The organism is Ruania rhizosphaerae (assembly GCF_009805705.1).
In the GTDB taxonomy this organism is placed as follows: domain Bacteria; phylum Actinomycetota; class Actinomycetes; order Actinomycetales; family Beutenbergiaceae; genus Ruania; species Ruania rhizosphaerae.
In genome coordinates this window covers 287,946-307,443 of sequence record NZ_VSMB01000003.1, presented here as the reverse complement: position 1 = coordinate 307,443, position 19,498 = coordinate 287,946, and the positions used below count along the sequence as shown (strand labels likewise).

Below are 19,498 nucleotides of genomic sequence, written 5' to 3'. Positions count from 1 at the left end.
GTGCCGGTCTGCTCAACCGACCGGCTCACCCGGCCGGGGCCCGTCTTCCTGGTAGGCGTAGCGTTCCTGACGCCACGCGTCACCGCGTCGGTGGTAGCCGCGCTGCTCCCAGAAACCGAGCTCGGCTGATCCATCCGTCAAGTAGTTCCAGCCGCGTACCCATTTCGGTCCCTTCCACGTGTACAGGTGAGGGACGATCAACCGCATCGGTGCGCCGCGTTCGTGCGGCAACGGTTCTCCGTTCATATGCGTGGCGAGCAGCGTCCGCGCGGAGAGCAAGTCATCGACCTGCAGGTTCGCGGCGTAGCCGAACTCTGCGAATACCAGCACGTATCGGACGTCCGCGGCCGGCGGCGCCAGCTCCAGCACGTCCGCCGCTCGCGGACCGGCCCACCGCTGGTCGAGTGCCGACCAGCGCGTGGCACAGTGCATGTCAGCCACGATCTCGTGAACAGGCAGGCGCGCGAGATCTGACCAGTCGAAGACGTGTTCTTGGCCGGTCGCTGTCGAGCCGCCGACGGTGAACGCCCACCGGTCAGGCCGGGGCCGGGGGACGGGCCCGTAGTGCATCAGCTCCGGCTCGGACCGCCAGCGCTGCCCTGGAGGAAGCACTCGGTCGAGCGGCGCATCCCGCCCCTCACCACGCCCCACCACGTCAGGATCCCCGGAGCATCTCCGCGACCAGGAACGCCATCTCGAGGGACTGCTGGTGGTTCAGTCGCGGATCCACCAGCGTCTCGTACCGCCTGGTCAGGGCATGGTCGTCGATCTCTTCGCTCCCGCCGAGCACCTCAGTCACGTCGGAACCGGTGAGCTCCACGTGCAGACCACCCGGGAAAGTTCCGAGAGCGCGGTGCACCTCGAAGAATCCCCGGACCTCCTCGATGACGTCACCGAACCGGCGTGTCTTGTATCCGGTCGCGGACGTGATGCCGTTGCCGTGCATGGGATCGCACACCCAGGTGACCGGGCGCCCATCTGCGGTGACGCCTTCCACCAGTGCCGGTAGCACGTCCCGGATCTTCGAAGCGCCCATTCGCGTGATGAAGGTGAGACGACCGGGTTCACCATCGGGGTTGAGGCGGTCGATCAGCGAGAGCGCGTCGTCGACGGTACTGGTGGGGCCCAGCTTGACCCCGATCGGATTGCGCACCCGGGCAAAGAAGTCGACGTGGGCACCATCCAACTGGCGCGTCCGCTCGCCGATCCAGAGGAAGTGTGCCGAGCAGTCGTACGGCTGCCCGGTGCGTGAGTCGATCCGCGTCAGAGGGCGCTCGTAGTCCAGGAGCAGACCTTCGTGGCTGGAGAAGAACTCCACTGACCGCAACGCGTCGAAGTCGGCGCCAGCGGCCGCCATGAAGCGGATCGCACGGTCGATCTCGCCGGCGAAGGCGTCGTACTGGGCGTACGCCGGGTTCTCCATGAATCCCCGGTTCCACTCGTGTACCCGTCGCAGGTCGGCAAAGCCACCCTGGGTGAATGCCCGGATCAGGTTCAGCGTGGTCGCGGAGTTGTGATAAGCATCCAGCAACCGCTGTGGATCCGGTACGCGCGCCTTCTCGGTGAAGTCGTAGCCGTTGATGATGTCCCCACGATAGGCGGGCAACGTCACCCCATCGCGGGACTCGGTGTCCGAACTTCGCGGCTTGGCGTACTGTCCCGCCATCCGGCCCATCTTGATGATCGGCATGCTGGCGCCGTACGTGAGGACGACCGCCATCTGCAGGATCGTCTTGACCTTGTCGCGGATATTGTCGGCGGTGAGTTCGTTGAAGGTCTCCGCGCAATCCCCGCCCTGGAGCAAGAACGCCTCCCCCCGGGAAGCAGACGCAAGCTGTTCACGCAACCGGTCCGCCTCTCCGGCGAACACCAAGGGCGGTGAGGTCTCGAGGCGGTCCGTGGCCGCATGCAGGGCGGCCGGGTCCGGCCAGTGTGGCTGCTGGCGAGCCGGAAGCTCGCGCCACTGCTCGAGACCGGACAGGACAGCTGGATCATGAAGGACGCTCACGCGCCCCAGGATACGTGCGACGGCGGCCGGACCCGAATCGCACAACTCTCACCTGGCCAGCGGCCGCCACGTGCGGTGCCCGGCTCCTGCGCATGGGCACCGGGACACCGCACGTGATCGTGCTTGGGCTGCCCTCAGTGGCCAGTGGTTTCCGCCGGCACGAGCGGCTGGCCGATCTGAGCGAGCAGGTCGACGAACCAGTCAGCGGAGACGTCGAACGCCTTTCCTCCGCCAATCCTCGGGAACGCGATCGCGGCGAGCTGGTCACCGTTCTCCTCATCGTGCCCGATCACGCCCGACTCCCCTGCCATCGCCGTGTCGACGGCGAAGTCCGTCATGGAACGGATCAGCGTGAGATCCTCCTCGTTCGCGGGCGCGGATCGGGAGAAGTAGCCGGACTTCTGCACCATCACCTTCTCGGCACCGATCAGCTCGGCGAACTGCTTGGCGAACCACGCACCCGGATTGATCGTGTCGAGCATGACGTGACCGAACGGATCCCGCTTGACCTCCTCGCCCGCGGCTTCCAGCTCCGCCACGATCTCCGGTACACCGGCCCCTTCGGACAGGAAGATGTTGACGTTGCCGACCTCATCCATGATGGCGCGCAATCGGGTGGCCTCAGCCTGCAGGTCGACCTTCAACTCGGGCAGCAGGACCGCGTGGATATCCCACCGCTCCTGGGTCAGGCCCAACGCCGGGTTCCACGTCTGCTCCTGCCACCAGTTCCGGTAGTCCCGCGCTGCCGCGGCCGTCAGCCATCCGCAGTGACGCCCCATCACCTCGTGCACGATCAGCATGCGCGGGTTGGACCGGTGCTCGCCGATGATGTTCTGAGCGAAACGTGAGGCCTGCTGAGCCGCCGTCGTCGCGCCCAGTGACTGCCGGATCGGCACGATGTCGTTGTCGATCGTCTTGGGCAGGCCCACAACGGTCAGGTGGTAGTCGTTCTGCTCCAGATAGGCGGCCAGATCCGCAGCCGTGGTGTTGGTGTCATCGCCGCCGATGGTGTGGAGCACGTCCACGCCGTCGGAGCGCAGTCGTTCTGCAGCGACCTGCAACGGATCCTCACCCTCCTCGACCAGACCGCGCTTGACGAGATCCTTGGCGTTGGTGAGTTTCACCCGGCTGTTCCCGATCGGGGAGCCTCCGAATCTGTCCAGCACGTCGATCGCCTCACGTGCGGCCTCGTCGACGACGACGTAGTTACCGGTCAGCAACCCGTGGTAGCCGTATTGGTAGGCGATGATCTCCGCATCCGGGAGAACGTCTCCGTAGCGACGCACCAGGCCCGCGACGGCAGCGGACAGGCAGGGCGCGAATCCGCCCGCGGTGAGCAGTGCGATCCGGCGGATCGGAGCGTTCTGTGACATTCTCGACCTTTCGATGAGGGTGGGGAGGCACATGGACCCGTCGTACTTCGCTCGGTTCCGTCTCTCATGCTACTGATCCGGCGTCGCCTCCATGTGTCGCCCACATGGACGGCGCGACCCCGATGACACCCGGCTCCCCCACCCGTGGACGCTCGTCGCTGCAGCGGCTGCGCCGTACAGTGGAGTCATGCCCGAGCCTGATCCGGACGAGCGTGAGCCAGGACGCTCGTCGCCGCAGCCGTCCGACCGTGAGGTCGAGCAGCGATGGGCCGAGCTGACCGCTCAACTCGGCGACCTCGGTACGGAGGATGATCACGAGCCCGTCACCGGTCCGGACGAGACCGGTGCTGCGCCGTCGGGGCCTCGCGACTACGAGGTGGCCGAAGACGGTGAGGAGACGGGCTTCGTCCCCCCGGACCCACCCCCACTGCGTGGGAGCGACCCGCTGCCGACACTGGCGTGGCTGGCCGCCCTCGGTGGCCCGGTGGCGACGGTGATCTTTCTGATCGTCTGGCCCTCAGCACCCTCATGGGTGTACCTGACGGCTATCATGGGATCAGTCGTCGGCTGGTTGGTCCTGCTGTGGCGGATGCCGCGCTCGCGCGACGACTCCGACGACGGTGCCGTCGTCTGACCGCACATCTGTGTGCTCACGGTTTACAGTGTGGGCACTCGTCACGTCTCTGCCGAAGGAGCCAGCCATGAATGAGGTCGACGTCCCGCTGATGGTCACCACGCCCGATGAGCTGGCGATTCCTGACCTCCTGGTCGATTGGGCCTCGCAGGATCCGCGGCGGGTGCTGCTCGAATTGCCCGACGGTGGGAGCTGGACGCCTGTCACCGCCCAGGAACTGCACGAGCAGGTCCTCGGTGTGGCGCGGGGGCTGGTCGCCGGAGGGATGCAGGCAGGTGACAGGGTGGCGATCCTGTCACGCACCCGCGCCGAGTGGACGATCGCCGATTTCGCGATCTGGTACGCCGGGGGCGTGACCGTCCCGATCTACGAGACGTCCTCGGTCGAGCAGGCCGCGTGGATCCTGTCCGACTCCAAGGCGCGACGGGTCTTCGCCGAGACCGCTGAGCTCGCCGCACTCGCCCGGGAGGCCGCCGGGGAGTCCGGCCTCGATGACGTCTGGGTGTTCGACGACGGCGCCCTCGACCAGCTCACCGCCGACGGTTCCGATGTCACACCCGACGCCGTGCGCGAGCGGTACGACGCCCTCCGGCTCGGCGATCTGGCGACGATCATCTACACGTCGGGCACGACGGGGTTGCCGAAGGGAGTCGAGCTCAGCCACGGCAACTTCGTCGAGCTCACGCGCAACGCGTGCGCCGCGCTGGGCAAGGAAATCCTGCACGACAACGCCCGCACCTTGCTCTTCATGCCCCTGGCGCATGTCTTCGCCAGGCTCGTCTCGGTACTGACGATCTGCGCAGGCGTTCCCATCGGTCACGTGGGCGATCCGACGACGCTCCTGTCGCACATCGGCGCATTCCGGCCGACCTTCATCCTCTCCGTCCCCCGGGTCTTCGAGAAGGTCTACAACTCCTCCGAGCAGAAGGCTGCCGCCGGCGGGAAGATCAAGATCTTCCAGTGGGCGGCTGGAGTGTCCACGGCCTATTCACGCTCGCTGGACGAAGGCGGCCCCGGGTTCGCCCTGCGCACCAAGTACGCACTCGCGGACAAGCTGGTGCTGCACAAGATCCGGGCCGCCCTCGGTGGCCAGGTCGAGTTCGCGATCTCCGGCGGCGCTCCACTAGGCGAGCGGCTGGGCCACTTCTTCCGCGGAGTCGGCGTCACGGTGCTCGAGGGCTACGGGCTCACCGAGACCACAGCCCCGGTCTCTGTGAACGTGCCCGCCCGTTCGAAGATCGGGACGGTGGGCCCCCCGCTGCCGGGAATCAGCCTGCGGATCGCCGAGGACGACGAGATCCTGGCGAAAGGCATCGCCGTCTTCGGTCGCTACCACGACAACGCCGAGGCCACCGCCGAGGCGTTCACCGACGGCTGGTTCCGTACCGGCGACCTCGGTGAGATCGACGAGGACGGCTACCTGCGGATCACCGGCCGGAAGAAGGAGATCATCGTCACCGCCGGAGGGAAGAACGTCATTCCCTCGCAGCTCGAGGACAAGATCCGGGCGCATGCTCTCGTGAGCCAGTGCGTCGTGATCGGTGATCAGCGACCGTTCGTCGCGGCGCTGGTCACTCTCGACGCCGAGATGCTGCCGACCTGGCTGTCGAACCAGGGCCTGCCAGAGATGCCGGTCGACGAGGCCGCGCAGCACCCACAGGTCCGGGAAGCGCTGCAGTCCGCGATCGACCACGCCAACGCCGCGGTCTCACGGGCAGAATCGGTACGACAGTACGAGATTCTTACCGAGGACTTCACCGTGGCCGACTATCTGACCCCGAAGATGAGTGTGAAGCGTTCACTCGTGCTGGCTGACTACGCCGAGACGATCGAGGCGCTGTATGCCAAGGCTGCGGCGGAGCGCACGGGCAACTGACCTGGTGGGTCGGGCGACTGGCCTGGGGTGTCGGCAGCGGTGATGTCACCGGTGGCGCGTAGCGTGCCCGGTGATGATCGAGAACCTGCTTCGTCCCGCCGTCGGCGGTCGGTTGCTGCAACCTGAGGACCCCGGAGCGTCCGTTGCCGCCGGCGCCCGTCCGGTACAGCTGGGCCTCGACGAGATCGGGACGCCGTTGGTGGAGGCGACCTTCGTCGTCGTCGACCTGGAGACCACGGGCGGCTCACCGAAGGAAAGTGCCATCACCGAGATCGGAGCGGTCAAGGTGCGCGGCGGTGAGACGGTCGGCGAGTTCCAGACCCTGGTCAACCCCGGAATGGGCATCCCTCCCACCATCACGGTGCTGACCGGGATCACGAACGCGATGGTGACGTCGGCGCCACGGATTTCCGAGGTGCTTCCGGCCTTCCTGGAGTTCTCCCGGGGCGCGATCCTGGTGGCCCACAATGCGAGGTTCGACGTCGGCTTCCTCCGGGCAGCGTGCGAGCAGATGGACCTGCCCTGGCCTCGACCGCAGATTGTCGACACTGTGGCGCTGGCGCGCAGGGTGGTCACCAGGGACGAGTCCCCGAACCACAAGCTGGCGAGTCTGGCGCGTCTGTTCGGGGCTGTCACGGCCCCGGACCACCGGGCCCTGACGGACGCACGCGCCACTGTCGATGTCCTGCACGGGCTCCTGAGCCGGATGGCGGGCCTCGGGGTCACACATGTGGAGGACCTGACCACCGCTGCCGATCCCGTACCTGCGACCCGCCGTCGCAAGGCCAGCCTCGCAGACGGCCTTCCGACCGGACCCGGCGTCTATCAGTTCCTCGGCCCGACCGGCGATGTGCTCTACGTCGGTACCGCTGTCAACCTTCGCCGGCGTGTCCGTAGCTACTTCACAGCGGCGGAGAAGCGACGACGGATCGCCGAGATGATCGATCTGGCCACAGCGGTCAGACCGGTACCGTGCGCGACAGAGCTCGAGGCCGCCGTGCGGGAGCTGCGTGCGATAGCGATATACCGGCCGCCGTACAACAGACGTTCCCGCTCACCCGAGAAGCAGCCCTGGGTGCGTCTGACCGATGAACCACACCCTCGACTGTCAATCGTCCGGAACGTCCCGGCTGAGGCGGCCGGCCGCGCGATCGGCCCGTTCAACTCCCGTAGCCAGGCTGAGCTGGCAGTCGCCGCCATCGTGGCCGCCACCGGGTTGCGTACGTGTAGCCAGCGACTACCTGCCACGCCACGACCGACAGCATCTGCCTGCGTGCTCGCCGAGATGGGCTCGTGCGTGGCGCCGTGCGTGCACGACACATCCGAGTACGCCGCACGGGTGAAGCGGGCAGAGGCTGCTCTCAGCGGCGATGCCTCCGGCGTTGTCGCGGCCGCCAGAGCGGCGATCATGCGACTGTCCCGGCATCAACGCTACGAGGAGGCCGCGCGGCGGCGAGACGAACTGGTTGCCTACCTCCGGGCGGCATCCCGCACTGAACGGCACGACGGGCTCCGCGCAGCGCGCCAGTTGATCGCGGCCCGGCGCCACGGCGGTGGTGGCTGGGAACTGCTGCTCCTGCGGTACGGACGATTCGCCGGTACAGCCGTCAGCGGCCGGGGTGCTCCCGTCATGGGTGTGGTGCGGGCGCTCGCCGCGAGCGGTGAGGAAGTCAGCCCACCGGCAGGCCGTCCGGGTCCTGCGACCGCCGAGGAGACCGAACTGGTCCTGCGCTGGCTGGAACGCCCCGGAACACGGCTGGTCGAGCTCGACATCAGCGGTGAGACCGGACGTGCTACGGGTGCGGGCTGGGCGCTTCCGGTACACGGAGCCTCGGCGCTCCTGCCCCGGCTGCAGGAGCTCATCATCAGTCAGACCGAGCAGGAGGTGCTGGGACCGGTAGCCGACGGCATCGCCGTCGGTCCCGTCGTCGGCTCCCCGTCCGCTGTCGCAGCCTCGCCTGCCACCAGAGGCTCCTCCGGCGCGGCATGATGGGACAACTCATCCACTCACCCCGAAGGAGCCGCACATGATCACGGCGATCGTCCACATCGACGTCGAAGCCGATCGGATCCCGGAAGTCGCCGGTCAGGTGGCCGAGCTTCCGGGCGTCACCGAGGCCTACTCGACGACCGGCGACGTCGACATCATCGCCGTCGTGCGTGTCGCCCAGCACGACATGCTGGCCGACGTCATCGCCGATCGGATCTCCAAGGTTGCCGGTGTGGTCCGCACTCGGACCTACATCGCATTCCAGGCATACTCCCGGCACGATCTCGAAGCGGCCTTTGCCCTCGGCCTGGACGACTAGGACACGATTCGCGTGCCTGGCGACCGCTGCTGAGCCCGCCCTAACTCCGCCCTAACTCTGGGGCGAGTTTCCAGCCGTGCTGGCGAGTACCCAACGCTCCAATGCCTCGTTCGCCGCTCCGTCATCGATCGCGCGGTGTGCGAGTTCCACACCGGCGGCGAGCCGGTCGACGAGCGAACCCTCGGCCGTACCGGGCGCTCCTCCGTGGGCCACGAGACCAGCAGCGGCGTTCAGCACGACGGCGTCGCGCACCGGCCCCTGCGCCCCGGCAAGCAGGTCACGGGCCACTTGCGCGTTCACCCGTGCGTCCCCGCCACGGATGTCGTCCAGGGACGCTCGCGGCATGCCGAAGGTGCTCGTCGCATCGATCTCGTGCTCACGCACCTGCCCGTCGACGGCCTCCCAGATGCGGACAGGGGCTGTCGTGGCGAGCTCGTCGAGCCCGTCCTCGCTGCGGAACACCAGTGCGCGGGTCCCTCGTTCGGCGAGCACACCGGCCATGATCGGAGCCATCCGTCGATCACCGACTCCGATTGCTCCGGACCGGGGCCGGGCGGGGTTCGTGAGTGGACCGAGCACATTGAACGCCGTCGGGACTCCGAGGCCGCTCCGCGTCGTCGCGGCATGCCGGAAGCTCGGATGAAAGACCCGTGCGAACAGGAAGGTGATCCCTGCCTGGTGAGCGACTCGCTCCACATCCTCCGGCGTGAGATCGAGCCGCACACCGAGCTCCTCCAGGACGTCCGCTGAACCAGAAGCAGACGACGCCGCCCGGTTACCGTGCTTGACGACCCGTACTCCTGCGCCGGCTACCACGAGCGCCGCCATCGTCGAGATATTGACGCTGCGGTGCCGATCTCCCCCGGTGCCCACGATGTCCACGGCATCCTGGTCGATGGTGACCGGCAGTGCATGCCGGAGCATCGCGTCCGCGAGCCCCGTGACCTCGGCGACGGTCTCTCCCTTGGCTCGCAGGGCCACCAGGAATCCGCCGAGTGCAATCGGTTCGCTGTTACCGGACATGACTTGGTCCATGACCCAGGCGGTATCGACAGCGCTCAGATCCTCCCCCGCCACCAGGCGGGTGATCAGATCCGGCCAACCGGGCCCGGACAGCGCGCCCGCCGTCACCGGCGACGCACGAGATCGGCGACGGTCTCCTGCAGCGCGATCGGATCCAGCGGCATGGACACCACCGCGTCCGCCTCGGACCAGGACGCCAACCATGCATCCTGCGGCCGGGCGATGAGGAGGAGTACGGGTGGGCACTGATAGATCTCGGTCTTGAGAGATCGGCACAAGCCCATTCCACCGAACTTCGCGGACTCACCATCGAGGATCACCAGGTCGTAGCGACCGTTCTCCACGTAGTCCACGACCGCTGCCGGCGTGGCTGTCTCCTGCCACAGGATCCGCGGACTGTCGATCGAAGCCCGTCGTCCCACGCCGGTCAGCACCTGCTCACGCGTGGTGGAGTCGTCGCTGTACAGCAGCACCGACACCGTCTCTTCAGCCTCGGGAGCCCTTGCTTCGTGCTGCACGGCGGTCATGCTGATCCTTCCGTCCCCGGGCGCTGGGCCCGCACCATCGTGGTCCGCCCTCATCCTAGCCTCCGACGCGCCGAGCCGATCCCCGCCGAGACGCCCACGGGACGTCGTCACGCACCTCGTTCGGCGAGCCGGAGACGACGTTCACCAGGTATCCGTCATCTCGTTCGGCCAGGCGACGCGCCGACAGATCACGTTTCGCCCACGATTCCGCCAGTCCAGCAGATGTTGGGCTTCTGCGGTGTCCATCATGCCTCCAGAACCGCCATAATGTCTGCGTGTCGTCTGCAACCTCCACCCCGCACCTGGCGGTGAACCGACCCAACCTCACGCAGGTGGGCACCATCGTGTGGCTCTCGTCTGAGCTCATGTTCTTCGCCGGGCTGTTCGCGATGTACTTCACTCACCGATCGGTTGCCGGACCGGAGGTGTGGAACGAGGGCTACGAGTTCCTCAACATCACATTCTCCGGGATCAACACGGTGATCCTGGTCCTCAGTTCCGTCACCTGCCAGCTGGGCGTGTGGGCGGCCGAGCGATTCCAGCCCGTGCGGACGGGCTCACTGTTCCAGGTCTCCAAGTGGGGTATGCAGGAGTGGTTCATCCTCACGTACCTGATGGGCGCCACCTTCATCGCCGGCCAGGTGTTCGAGTACGCCGAGCTCGCCCACATGGGTCTCACCCTGCAGAACTCCACGTACGGCTCCGTCTTCTATCTCGCCACCGGTTTCCACGGCCTGCACGTGATCGGTGGACTCATCGCGTTCCTGTTCGTGCTGCTGCGCTCGTTCTCTGCGCACCGATTCGGTGAGCACGAAGCCACGACCGCATTGGTGGTCTCCTACTACTGGCACTTCGTCGACGCCGTGTGGATCGTCCTCTTCGGCGTGATCTACCTGCTCCCCATGCTCTGACGCAGACCTGCGCAACCCACCGTTCCCCCATCTGATTCGAGGATTCGTAGAAGTGAAGGCTTTAGCGGCCAGGCGACGGCACCGGCTAGCGCCCGTCATCCTGATGGCGCTGGCACTCCTGTTCACCGGAGTTGTGTACGCGGCCATCGCCCCGAGTGCGGCTCAGGCCGATACCGCCAGCGCGGACGACCTGACCGAGGGTGAGCGGCTGTTCATCACCAACTGCTCGACCTGTCACGGACTGGATGCCGAGGGAACGCCCGAGGCGCCGTCCCTGATCGGTGTGGGCGCCGCCTCCGTGCACTTCCAGATCGTGACCGGTCGGATGCCGATGGACGCCAACTCACCCCAGGCGGAGGCAAAGCCCCCGCAGCTGGACGAAGAGCAGGCGCAGCAGGTCGCTGCCTACATTGCCTCCCTCGGTCCCGGGCCATCGATCCCGTCCGCGGAGCAGGTCGATCCCACTCTCGGTGACGCGGCCGCCGGTGGCGCCCTGTTCCGGACGAACTGCGCCATGTGCCACAACGCTGTCGGTGCCGGGGGTGCACTGACCGAGGGGAAGTACGCCCCTGCGCTGTATGAGTCCACTCCGACCGAGATCTACGAAGCGATGCTGACCGGTCCGCAGTCGATGCCGGTGTTCAACGACGCCACCCTGACTGAAGAAGACAAGCGCGACGTTATCGCTTACCTCATCGAGCAGCGCGAGCCCAATCCTGGCGGTCTCAGCCTCGGCTCTCTCGGGCCGGTGTCCGAGGGGCTGTGGGTGTTCGTGGTCGGAATGGGCGTGCTGATCTGCGCGGCGGTGTGGATCGGATCGAGGTCGTCATGAGTGAAGAACACAACGAGTTGACAGAACCGGCCACGGCGGAATCATTCGAGAACCCTGGTCTCGGCCACCATCGGCCGCGCCTGGGTGACGACGATCCCCGGGCAGCCAAGCGGTCCGAGCGGCAGGTCGTCGCCCTGTTCACCGTCTCGATCCTGGCCACCATCGGCGGCATCGTGGGCTACTTCGCCTTCCCCGTCGCCGAGCCGGACGCCGGAAACGTCCGCATGTCCACCCTGGTGCTCGGCCTGGGGCTGGGGCTGGGGATGCTTGGTATCGGCGCCGCGGCGGTCCACTGGGCGAAGAGCCTGATGAACGACCACGAGAAGGTCGAGGAGCGGCACGAGCAGCGCGGCGACGATGCCACCCGCGAGCGTGCGGTCGAGATGCTGCAGGAGGGAGCCGCTGATTCCGGCATCGCCCGGCGCCCCGTGCTCAAGGGCGCGCTCGGCACCGCACTAGCGCTTGCCCCGCTGAGTTTCGTCGTACCCCTGGTCGGGAATCTGGGTGCGGACTGGAACGTCTCGAAGTTCCGTCACACTGCGTGGGCCGGAACCCCTGACGGCGGACCCCGGTATCTTGCGACCGACCCGACCGATCGCCGCATCAAGGCCTCGGACATCACCCGGGGCAGCATGGTGCACGTGATGCCTTACCGCCTTCCCGAGGAGGAGCACTACCTCGAGGAGAAGGCCAAGGCCGTCGTGATCGTGATCCGCGTCGATCCATCGATCCTGAAGGAGCCGGAGGAACGGCGCGGCTGGTCCTACGACGGCATCGTGGCGTACTCGAAGGTCTGCACACACGTCGGCTGCCCCGTCGCACTCTACGAGCAGCAGACACATCACGTCCTGTGCCCGTGCCACCAGTCCACCTTCGATATCACCGATCAGGCGAAGGTCGTCTTCGGTCCGGCGAAGCGGCCACTGCCGCAGTTGCCGATCGCAGTCGACGATGAGGGGTACCTGTACGCCCAGCAGGACTTCGACGAGCCAGTCGGCCCGAGCTACTGGGAGCGTGAACGATGAGCGCCCGCACCGAGGTTCCGCAGCAGCGGAAGACATCCCCGACCGTCGCGGCGGGGGCGGACTTCCTGGACACCCGGGTGGGGGCGTCCAAGATGGTCAAGGAGTTCGCGCGCAAGATCTTCCCGGACCACTGGTCGTTCCTGTTGGGCGAGATCGCACTCTTCAGTTTCGTGATCCTGATCCTGTCAGGCATCTTCTTGACGATGTTCTTCGTCCCGAGCATGACCGAAGTGCACTACCCCGAGGATGCACTGCCCGTCACGATGCAGGGACTGGAGATGTCCGAGGCCTTCGCCTCGACGGTCTACATGTCCTACCACGTGCCCGGGGGTCTGCTGATGCGGCAGATCCACCACTGGGCCGCCCTGATGTTCGTGGGCGCCATGACCGTGCACATGATGCGAGTGTTCTTCACCGGGGCCTTCCGTCGCCCCCGTGAGCTCAACTGGCTGGTCGGCTTCACCCTGCTGATCCTCGGCCTTGCCGCAGGGTTCTCCGGGTACTCCCTCCCTGACGACGTCCTCTCCGGCAACGGACTACGCATCGCTGACGGCGTACTGCGGGCGATCCCGCTGATCGGTAGCTACGGCAGTTACATGCTCTTCGGTGGCGAGTTTCCCGGCACTGACATCATCCCGCGCCTCTTCACGGTCCATATCCTGCTGGTGCCTGGCCTCATCCTGGCGTTGATCGCCGTCCATCTCTTCCTGATCGTGTGGCACAAGCACACACAGTTCCCAGGGCCTGGGCGCACCGACCGGAATGTGGTGGGCTACCCGCTCTTCCCCGTCTACACCGCCAAGGCTGGTGGCTTCTTCTTCATCGTGTTTGGTGTCCTGGCCGTGATGGGTGCCACGATGAGCATCAACAACGTCTGGAACTACGGACCGTACGACCCATCGATCGTCGGGGCAGGCGCTCAGCCTGACTGGTACATGCTGTTCCTCGAGGGCGCACTCCGGCTGATGCCGGGCCAGACCGAGTATGTGATCGGTGGATTCACGCTGTCGCTGAACATCCTGGTGCCCGGCGTGGTCATTCCGGGCATCCTGTTCACCTTGCTGGCCTTGTTTCCCTTCATCGAGGGCTTCGCGACCAAGGACACCGGCGAGCATCATGTGCTGGACCGTCCGCGGAACGCACCGGTGCGCACGGCCTCTGGTGTGGCGATCCTGAGCGTCTTCTTCGTCCTGGTGGCAGCGGGTTCCAATGACCTCATCGCCACCCACTTCCACCTGTCCCTGAACGCGATCACCTGGGCTTTCCGGGTGCTGTTCTTCGTCCTGCCGGTCGTGACGTTCATCGTGACCAAGCGGATCTGCCTGAGCCTGCAACGCAAGGATCGCGAGCTCGTACTCCACGGGCACGAGACCGGTCGAGTCGTCCGTTTCGCCTCCGGCGAGTACATCGAGGTGCACCGGCCGCTGGACGAGCACGAACGGTGGGTTCTGGTGGCACACGGGCCGCGCCGCCCGCTCGAGATCCCCGCCGAGGAGGACTCCGCCGGTGTCCGCCGTCCCGGTCACCGCCGGGATCGTCTCCGGCAGTCCCTCTCCCGCTTCTTCTACGAAGACCGGGTCGAGCCTGTCACTCCGGCGGAACTGGCGGCTGCGCACGCCCACGATGAGCACGATGCGGTTGACGCCCGTCCTGCTCGCGAGACGATCGGCACACAGTCTCACTGATCGCGTTACGGTGGGACGGTGGGGCCGTCGCCACGGCGGTCGCCACGTGATCGTGGGGGGTGGCTCCCACGATCACGGTGGCAGGATGCTGCCACCGCTTCGGATTGCCACGTCTCTACAGGAGGACACCCGATGGCTCAGTACACGCTTCCTGACCTGCCGTACGACTACGCGGCACTCGAACCGCACATTTCCGGCAAGATCATGGAGCTGCACCACGACAAGCACCACGCGGCCTATGTCGCCGGTGCGAACACGGCGCTGGAGAAGCTCGAGGGGGCTCGCGCCTCAGACGATCTCGGTGCGGTGAACCTGCTCGAGAAGAACCTTGCGTTCAACCTGGGCGGCCACATCAACCACACGATCTTCTGGAACAACCTCTCCCCGGATGGTGGCGGAGAGCCGGAGGGTGAGCTCGCTGCGGCGATCACCGAGTTCTTCGGCTCGTTCTCGGCGTTCCAGAGTCACTTCGCTGCGAACGCTGCCGGCATCCAGGGATCGGGCTGGTCCGTCCTAGGCTGGGACAGCCTCGGCCAGCGGCTCGCCATCTTCCAGCTCTTCGACCAGCAGGCCAACGTCCCGGTGTCGATCACTCCGCTCCTGATGCTGGACATGTGGGAGCACGCCTTCTACCTGGACTACCTCAACGTCAAGGCCGAGTACATCAAGGCGTTCTGGAACATCGCCAACTGGCAGGATGTCGCTGCGCGTCTTGACAAGGCCCGTTCCAACTCGACCGTCTGATATCTCGCACGCGGGACACCCCGCTGCGCGAGTATCGCCGCCCGCATCTGCCTCTCAACAGGTGCGGGCGGCGCTGTCTGTGCTGCCGGGGGGCGAGGTGCTGCCGGTGGTGCGAGCGGCGCTGCCCGGGTGGGTGGGGAGTGCACGCGGTACCCCGCACAAAGCACCGCGCCCGTGAACCCCTGCGTGGGGTTCACGGGCGCGCGGAACGGCGGTGAGGGGTCAGTGGGCGTGGTGGTTACGGCTGAACTCCAGGACGTGCCCAACCAAACCCACGAGAGCGATACCGGCGCCGATGCCGAGGAGCCACCAGCCGACCGCTGCCCCCAGGAACACGAAGGAGACGGCCACACCAAGCACCAGCGGCCACCAGCTCCAGGGCGAGAACGTACCGTACTCACCCGCTGCGTCGGCCACGTCTGCCATGGGGTCGTCTTCAGGGCGCGGGTCGATGCGACGGCTGAGGATCATCAGGTAGAAGCCGACCATCCCCCACAGACCGACGACCAGCGCCAACGCTGTCGACCCGACCGGCTCCCAGCCGGACCAGAGTCCATACAGCACGAACATCGGGACGAAGAACCCGATCAGCCCGAGGAAGAAGATCGCTTCGATCCGCATCGGCTTGTACGGTTCGGTCCGCGGGCCATGCGATGTGGCGTTCATCGTGCGTCTCCGTCCTGTGTGCTCGCGCGATCGTCGCCCAACTCGGCTTCACCCCGGCGATCAGCGTCACCGTAGACCTTGTCCAGCAGGTCCGGTTCCGGTTCCGCGTGGTCCATGGCGGCCACCTCCGGGTGGTGCAGGTCGAATGCCGGGCGTTCTGACCGGATCCGGGGCAGAGTGGCGAAATTGTGGCGCGGCGGCGGGCACGACGTGGCCCATTCGAGTGAGTTGCTGTAACCCCAGGGATCGTCAACCTCGACATCTGGCGCGGTACGCCACGTCTTGTAGACGTTCCACAGGAACGGCAACGTGGACAGCGCGAGCACGACCGCCGAAATGGTGGAGAGCTGATTCATCCAGACGAAGTCCGGCTCCGGCAGATAGTCCGGGACTCGGCGTTGCATGCCCATCACGCCCAGCCAGTGCTGGATGAGGAAGGTTCCGTGGAATCCGAAGAACAGCAGCCAGAAGTGGATCTTCCCCCACCGGTCGTCGAGCATCTTTCCCGTGAACTTCGGCCACCAGAAGTAGAATCCCGCGAACATCGCGAACACCACGGTCCCGAAGACCACGTAGTGGAAGTGCGCAACCACGAAGTAGGTGTCGGTGACGTGGAAGTCGAGCGGCGGGCTCGCCAGGATGATCCCGGTGAGACCACCGAAGAGGAAGGTCACGAGGAAGCCGATGCACCAGAGCATCGGAGACTCGAACGTGAGCTTGCCTCGCCACATCGTGCCGATCCAGTTGAAGAACTTCACCCCGGTCGGCACGGCGATGAGCATGGTCATCACGGAGAAGAACGGGAGGAGCACCTGTCCCGTGGAGTACATGTGGTGCGCCCAGACCGTCACCGAGAGGCCGGCGATCGCGATCGTCGCGAACACCAGCCCCATGTACCCGAAGAGCGGCTTGCGTGAGAACACCGGGAGGATCTCGGAGACGATACCGAAGAACGGCAACGCGATGATGTAGACCTCGGGGTGGCCGAAGAACCAGAAGAGGTGCTGCCAGAGCATCGCTCCGCCGTTCTCGGCCGCGAAGATCTGGGAACCGAGGATACGGTCGGCACCGAGCCCGAAGAGTGCGGCGGCCAGGATCGGGAACGCCATCAGCGCCAGGATCGAGGTGAGCAGGATGTTCCAGGTGAAGATCGGCATCCGGAACATCGTCATCCCCGGCATGCGCATGCACAGGATCGTGGTGATGAAGTTGACCGACCCGAAGATGGTGCCGAACCCGGTCATCGCCAGGCCCATCACCCACAGGTCGCCGCCGAGCCCGGCGGTGTACGTCGCGTTCGACAGTGGCGTATAGGCGAACCAGCCGAAGCTCGCGGCCCCTCGGGGGGTGAGGAAGCCCGCGCTGGCGATGATCCCCCCGAACAGGAAGAGCCAGTAGGCGAACATGTTCAGCCGCGGGAACGCGACGTCAGGTGCTCCGATCTGCAGCGGAACAAGGATGTTGCCGAAGCCGACGAACAACGGCGTCGCGAACAGCAGCAGCATGATCGTGCCGTGCATCGTGAACAACTGGTTGTACTGCTCACCGCTGGCGACCACCTGGATACCGGGCTCGAAGAGTTCGGCCCGGATCAGCAAGGCGAGCAAGCCGCCGAAGCAGAAGAACACGAAGGACGTGATCAGGTAGAGATAGCCGATCGTCTTGTGATCGGTCGTGGTCGTCCACGCCACGATGGTCTTGCCGAGGTGCTGGCGCTCCTTCGTCAATCCCGGTACCACCTCACCGGCGTCGGTGGCGGTGTTCTGCACGTCGTCCTGGACGGCCATCAGTGCTCAGCTCCCTCATCCTCGTCGCCGCCGATGGGGCTGGAGACGTCCGCAGCGTTCTGTCGGTCGTACTCGGTACCGAGATCACCGGTCTGACCGGCGGCGCGGAGTTCCTCCATCTGCGCCTCGTACTCGGCCTCGGGGACCACTGCGACGTTGAAGTACATGTAGCCGTGGTACTCACCGCACAGCTCAGCACACTTGCCCAGGTAGACGCCCTCTTCATTGGGAGTCAGGGTGAAGGAGTTCACCTCACCGGGAATGGTGTCGAGCTTATAGAGGAAGGCCGGAACCCAGAACGAGTGGGCGACATCCCTGCTGCGCAACGTGAACTCGACCGTCTGCCCGACAGGCAGGTACAGGGTGGGGAACTCCTCGGCCGCCGCCATCGTGCCGTCGAGCTGCGCCTGCGTGCCGGTGTCCCACACACCCTCATCCGTGTAGACGAAATCCCACGTCCACTGGCGTCCGTAGACGTCGATGTGGACGTCGGCCTCGACGTCAGGATTGGTGATCTCCTCCTGAAGCGTGGCGGTGTAGTAGAACAGCACCCCCACCATCACCAGCGGGACGAATGTGTAGAGCAGTTCCAGCGGGAGGTGGTACCGCAGCTGCACGGGTAGACGGTCGTCACCCTTGCGCTTGCGATAGACGATCACGCACCAGATGATCAGACCCCAGGTGATCACGCCCACGATCAACGCGGCGATCCAGGACCCGTTCCACAAGGTGACGACGTCGTCGCTGAACTCGGTGATGCCCGGGCTACCAGGCAACCACCCCCGCGAGACCTGTTCCGCAGAGCACCCGGCAAGAGCGAGCACTGAGACGAGCCCGAGCGCCCCGAGGCCGACCGCGCGGCGCCTCGTGGTGCGGGGAGAGGGCGTTGGCACGATCCTCAAGCCTTCCGACGTCACGATCCTGATGTGCCGGGCACCATCACGGGCGCACTGCACTGAGGCAGCACTTCGCTCGAACGGCCAGCCGGCTAGAGCCACCCTATCGTCAAATCCCCCCGCGGAGCGCATGAGCCACGCCCTTCCACAAGGATCGGGGAACGCATCCCCGCCGAAGGCTCACCGTGCTGCGAGAACGTCCACCACATGGGCATAGGCGGGGCCCTCCTCAGAGGGCGGTGTCAGGACCACCACCCGCGATCCGACCGGGACATCGACGAGCATGTCGACGATCGATCCCGTGCCCACGAAACCCGCATAGGGGCCTGCTCCCCCGGCCCCGTCGCTAGCCCAGCTACTGCCCGCGGGCGTCCCGTCCCAAGCCGTCGTCGCGTACCCGATCGCGACCGACTGGCCCATCTCCACCGGTTCACCGTCTCCCTCGGCGACAACGATCGTCTCGACCTCGGAGGGCTCGTCGGCCCCGTCGGGCACGGACACCGACGCCGGCTCACCGAGTCCGCCGGTGACGGTGACCGGGAGCTCGGCCGCTCCGTTGACCTCGGTGGCGTCGGGCTGGCCGGTTGCGTCCGGGCCGTATGCCTCGACGAGATCGACGACGAAGACGATCGTGTCCTCCGGGCCGATCCCGGCGTCGGCATTGCCACCGGACGGGCCGTAGCCGAGGTCGCTCGGGATACTGAGCAGCAACCGTGAGCCGACGGCGTGGCCAGGGATTCCCTGCGTCCACCCTTGGACGACGCTGTTCAGGGAGAACATCGACGGCGTCTCGCGGCTGTAGGAGTCGTCGAAGGTCTCCTCGGCACCCCACACGATGCCTGCGTAGTGGGCGACGACGACAGCCTGCTCCGGGACCTGCGGACCCTCCCCTTCGCTGAGCACCTCGACCTGGAGACCGTCGGGCGCCTGCTCGGTCGGGAAGGTGAACGTCGGCGCCTCACCGAAATCACCGCTCGCATCCGGCATGCCGGACGATTGCTGCGTGGTGGTCTCCTCAGGCGGCGCGTTCCCCTCCTCTGGCTCGCCGGCACTGCAGGCCGTCAGCAGGAGTCCAGCAGTCGTCAGGAGCGCCAGGGCGCGGGCGGTGCGTCGGTTCACGGGGTGTTCTTTCGTCTCGGGTCAGGGGCGCACGGCCGGAGGCTCGACCGGATGCGGCGCGCGCACTCTCACGCGAAACGGCC

General features: G+C 66.3%; 18 protein-coding genes. 9 read left to right on the top strand and 9 right to left on the bottom strand.

Annotated elements, in window-relative coordinates:
• Nucleotides 1–12: 12 nt before the first annotated feature.
• The 3 genes from FV560_RS06860 to FV560_RS06850 form a co-directional block, all read right to left on the bottom strand.
• Complete coding sequence (locus FV560_RS06860; RefSeq protein ID WP_235019970.1) at nucleotides 13–651, bottom strand: molybdopterin-dependent oxidoreductase; 639 nt, start codon at nucleotides 649–651, stop codon at nucleotides 13–15.
• A gap of 4 nt (nucleotides 652–655) precedes the next feature.
• The gene (locus tag FV560_RS06855; RefSeq protein ID WP_159620761.1) at nucleotides 656–2,008 is read right to left on the bottom strand and encodes a class II 3-deoxy-7-phosphoheptulonate synthase; all 1,353 of its coding nucleotides are present in this window, start codon (nucleotides 2,006–2,008) and stop codon (nucleotides 656–658) included.
• 134 nt (nucleotides 2,009–2,142) lie between these two features.
• A complete protein-coding gene (locus tag FV560_RS06850) occupies nucleotides 2,143–3,381 on the bottom strand; it encodes a pyrophosphate--fructose-6-phosphate 1-phosphotransferase (protein ID WP_159620760.1) in 1,239 nt (412 codons plus the stop codon).
• 187 nt (nucleotides 3,382–3,568) lie between these two features.
• On the opposite strand from FV560_RS06850, the gene FV560_RS06845 reads away from it, so the two are divergent.
• The 4 genes from FV560_RS06845 (at nucleotide 3,569) to FV560_RS06830 (ending at nucleotide 8,200) form a co-directional block, all read left to right on the top strand.
• On the top strand, nucleotides 3,569–4,015 hold the full coding sequence (locus tag FV560_RS06845) for a hypothetical protein (protein WP_159620759.1): 447 nt from the start codon (nucleotides 3,569–3,571) through the stop codon (nucleotides 4,013–4,015).
• 67 nt (nucleotides 4,016–4,082) lie between these two features.
• Entirely contained in the window at nucleotides 4,083–5,891 is a 1,809-nt protein-coding gene (locus FV560_RS06840; RefSeq protein ID WP_159620758.1) for an AMP-dependent synthetase/ligase, read from the top strand.
• A 73-nt stretch (nucleotides 5,892–5,964) separates the two neighbouring features.
• Entirely contained in the window at nucleotides 5,965–7,881 is a 1,917-nt protein-coding gene (locus FV560_RS06835) for a DEDD exonuclease domain-containing protein (protein ID WP_159620757.1), read from the top strand.
• A gap of 37 nt (nucleotides 7,882–7,918) precedes the next feature.
• On the top strand, nucleotides 7,919–8,200 hold the full coding sequence (locus tag FV560_RS06830) for an Lrp/AsnC family transcriptional regulator (protein WP_159620756.1): 282 nt from the start codon (nucleotides 7,919–7,921) through the stop codon (nucleotides 8,198–8,200).
• Nucleotides 8,201–8,251: 51 nt separating this feature from the next.
• Here the strand turns inward: FV560_RS06830 and trpD are convergent, their stop codons facing one another.
• Both trpD and FV560_RS06820 read right to left on the bottom strand, forming a co-directional pair.
• Nucleotides 8,252–9,331 carry an anthranilate phosphoribosyltransferase gene (trpD, locus tag FV560_RS06825; RefSeq protein WP_235019969.1) on the bottom strand — a complete coding sequence of 360 codons (1,080 nt, stop codon included), beginning with the start codon at nucleotides 9,329–9,331 and terminating at the stop codon, nucleotides 8,252–8,254.
• Entirely contained in the window at nucleotides 9,328–9,750 is a 423-nt protein-coding gene (locus FV560_RS06820; protein WP_159620754.1) for a response regulator, read from the bottom strand. Before FV560_RS06820 ends, trpD begins: the two co-directional genes overlap by 4 nt.
• Before the next feature lie 275 nt (nucleotides 9,751–10,025).
• Here FV560_RS06820 and ctaE point away from each other — a divergent pair, with 275 nt between their 5' ends.
• The 5 genes from ctaE (at nucleotide 10,026) to FV560_RS06795 (ending at nucleotide 14,947) form a co-directional block, all read left to right on the top strand.
• Nucleotides 10,026–10,661: an aa3-type cytochrome oxidase subunit III gene (gene ctaE / locus FV560_RS06815; RefSeq protein WP_159620753.1), complete on the top strand. Its 636-nt coding sequence runs from the start codon at nucleotides 10,026–10,028 to the stop codon at nucleotides 10,659–10,661.
• Nucleotides 10,662–10,713: 52 nt separating this feature from the next.
• A complete protein-coding gene (gene qcrC / locus FV560_RS06810) occupies nucleotides 10,714–11,493 on the top strand; it encodes a cytochrome bc1 complex diheme cytochrome c subunit (protein WP_159620752.1) in 780 nt (259 codons plus the stop codon).
• Nucleotides 11,490–12,518, top strand: coding sequence for a cytochrome bc1 complex Rieske iron-sulfur subunit (qcrA, locus tag FV560_RS06805; RefSeq protein WP_159620751.1), 1,029 nt, complete (start codon nucleotides 11,490–11,492; stop codon nucleotides 12,516–12,518). The genes qcrC and qcrA overlap by 4 nt, the downstream gene beginning before the upstream one ends.
• On the top strand, nucleotides 12,515–14,203 hold the full coding sequence (qcrB, locus tag FV560_RS06800) for a cytochrome bc1 complex cytochrome b subunit (RefSeq protein ID WP_159620750.1): 1,689 nt from the start codon (nucleotides 12,515–12,517) through the stop codon (nucleotides 14,201–14,203). The genes qcrA and qcrB overlap by 4 nt, the downstream gene beginning before the upstream one ends.
• A gap of 132 nt (nucleotides 14,204–14,335) precedes the next feature.
• Entirely contained in the window at nucleotides 14,336–14,947 is a 612-nt protein-coding gene (locus FV560_RS06795) for a superoxide dismutase (RefSeq protein WP_159620749.1), read from the top strand.
• A 222-nt stretch (nucleotides 14,948–15,169) separates the two neighbouring features.
• Here FV560_RS06795 and FV560_RS06790 read toward each other — a convergent pair whose 3' ends face one another.
• The 4 genes from FV560_RS06790 to FV560_RS06775 all read right to left on the bottom strand — a co-directional run bounded on the left by FV560_RS06790 (nucleotide 15,170) and on the right by FV560_RS06775 (nucleotide 19,415).
• Nucleotides 15,170–15,613: a cytochrome c oxidase subunit 4 gene (locus tag FV560_RS06790; RefSeq protein ID WP_235019968.1), complete on the bottom strand. Its 444-nt coding sequence runs from the start codon at nucleotides 15,611–15,613 to the stop codon at nucleotides 15,170–15,172.
• Nucleotides 15,610–17,400 carry an aa3-type cytochrome oxidase subunit I gene (gene ctaD / locus FV560_RS06785; RefSeq protein ID WP_159620748.1) on the bottom strand — a complete coding sequence of 597 codons (1,791 nt, stop codon included), beginning with the start codon at nucleotides 17,398–17,400 and terminating at the stop codon, nucleotides 15,610–15,612. The genes FV560_RS06790 and ctaD overlap by 4 nt, the downstream gene beginning before the upstream one ends.
• Nucleotides 17,400–18,293 carry an aa3-type cytochrome oxidase subunit II gene (ctaC, locus tag FV560_RS06780; RefSeq protein WP_338049696.1) on the bottom strand — a complete coding sequence of 298 codons (894 nt, stop codon included), beginning with the start codon at nucleotides 18,291–18,293 and terminating at the stop codon, nucleotides 17,400–17,402. Before ctaC ends, ctaD begins: the two co-directional genes overlap by 1 nt.
• Nucleotides 18,294–18,476: 183 nt before the next feature.
• Nucleotides 18,477–19,415: an FKBP-type peptidyl-prolyl cis-trans isomerase gene (locus tag FV560_RS06775; protein ID WP_159620746.1), complete on the bottom strand. Its 939-nt coding sequence runs from the start codon at nucleotides 19,413–19,415 to the stop codon at nucleotides 18,477–18,479.
• Nucleotides 19,416–19,498: the final 83 nt, after the last annotated feature.